Origin of the sequence: Chamaesiphon sp. VAR_48_metabat_403 (assembly GCF_031422475.1) — a bacterium.
Classification (GTDB): Bacteria; Cyanobacteriota; Cyanobacteriia; order Cyanobacteriales; family Chamaesiphonaceae; genus Chamaesiphon.
On the sequence record NZ_JANPLS010000090.1, the window covers coordinates 1 to 1,963 of the forward strand.

Below are 1,963 nucleotides of genomic sequence, written 5' to 3' on the forward strand. Positions count from 1 at the left end.
TTAAGCCATAAAATAGGGTAAGAGTTTTAAAATGAGAATTGCTGGAATTATCCCCATCATCAATTTCGAGATGTGAATTTAGCGATCGGCATCTACCCAACCTTACCAAATACTCTGATATGGCTAGCAATATTTCTACACCCCCGATCGGATTAGCTACCGATTTCGATGAGATCGATCGAGCTATTACCAGCCTGTGCAGCCATCGCGATAAATGGGAGCAAACTACCATTCCTCAGCGGTTAGCATATTTGCAAGATTGTCTCGATCGGACCCTAATAGTTGCTGAAGATTGGACGAATGCAGCTTGTGAAGCTAAAGGTATCGATCCTCAATCGCCGTTGGCGGGTGAAGAATTGATGGCGGGGGCGATTGCGACAGTACGAAATCTGCGCCTATTAATGACAACCCTTCAAGCCAATGGGCAACTCGAACCATCCAAAATTACACGGCGGGAGGATGGGCAATTTATCGCCCAAGTATTGCCAGCAAACCCGATCGATCGATTATTATATCTGGGTTACCGAGGTGAAGTGTGGTTGGAACCTGACGCTTTTCCAGATCGAGGGCGGATTTATTACGAACCGACAGCAGCCAAAGTCGCGCTAATTTTAGGGGCGGGGAATGTTTCGGCAATTGTCGCAATGGATGCACTCTCTAAATTATTTAGCGAGAATCAAGTCGCGATTATTAAGATGAATCCGGTGAATGCGTATGTGGGTAGATATATCGCCCAAGCCTTCGAGCCATTGATAACAGCGGGTTTCCTTCAGATCGTTTATGGTGGTGCAGAAGTTGGCGAATATTTGTGTCAACATCCCCAGATTGACGAAATCCATATTACCGGATCGCACCGTACCCATGATGCGATCGTCTGGGGGACAAATCCGATCGAACAGCAGGATCGAAAAACAACCAACAACCCTCGCATTACTAAACCCATCACTTCCGAACTCGGCTGCGTTACGCCCATTCTCGTCGTACCAGGTAAATGGTCGCAGTCCGATCTTACCTTTCAATCACGTCAGGTTGCCAGTACGATCGCCCATAATGCCAGCTTTAACTGTGCATCGGGACAAGTACTCGTCACCGCCTCCGGTTGGGCGCAGCGGGCTGAATTTTTAGCCGCCGTCAGACGCGAATTAGCCGCCATTCCCCCGCGTCAAGCCTACTATCCCGGTGCCCAAGATCGCTATCGATCGTTCCTCAATAGATACCCCCAAGCTGAAGCCCTAGGGGCGCAAACCCCAAAAATCGTCCCGTGGACGCTAATTCCCAATGTACCGCCCGTAGCGGGCGAATATGCCCTAACTGAAGAGGCATTTTGCGGCATCTTAGCCGAAGTCGAGATCGAGTCCTTATCCGCTCCCGATTTTCTTGCTAAAGCGGTGGAATTTGCCAACGAGAGCATCTGGGGGACGCTTTCTTGTACCGTGTTAATCGATTCTCAAACTCAGAAAAAATACCACCAAGAATTCGATACGGCGATCGCTAATCTCCAGTATGGTGCGATCGGGGTAAATATTTGGTCGGCAATGTTATTCTATTTCGGCTCGACAACTTGGGGTGCTTATCCCGGAAACACCCTTGCCAATATCGGTTCGGGGATTGGTTTCGTCCATAATAGCTATCTATTCGATCGACCCCAAAAATCCGTCATCTACGCACCATTCCGAATTTTCCCCACTCCCCCCTGGTTTGCCAATCATCGAAATCTGCTGGGAATGGCGCGGAAGTTACTCAAGTTTGAAGCTTATCCCACCTGGCAAAATCTCCCAGGGCTAGTAATGGCGGCTTTACGGGGTTAAGCATCTGAAGTGCCGAAATCGCCAATTTTCAGATTATATACCAACATATAATATATATTGGTATGTAATCGCTCGAAAACTGTATGCAAAAAAATACCAGCGTGACACTAGGAGAACATTTTGACACATTTATTGCCAGTCAGATCGATCGGGGG

At 48.0% G+C, this 1,963-nt stretch carries 2 protein-coding genes; both read left to right on the forward strand.

Going from position 1 to position 1,963, the window contains the following annotated elements:
• Window positions 1–119: 119 nt before the first annotated feature.
• Window positions 120–1,808, forward strand: coding sequence for an aldehyde dehydrogenase family protein (locus RMO79_RS04780; protein ID WP_310481919.1), 1,689 nt, complete (start codon window positions 120–122; stop codon window positions 1,806–1,808).
• Between the two features lie 83 nt (window positions 1,809–1,891).
• A partial coding sequence (locus RMO79_RS24440) for a type II toxin-antitoxin system ParD family antitoxin (protein ID WP_396136524.1) occupies window positions 1,892–1,963 on the forward strand: 72 nt, incomplete at its 3' end.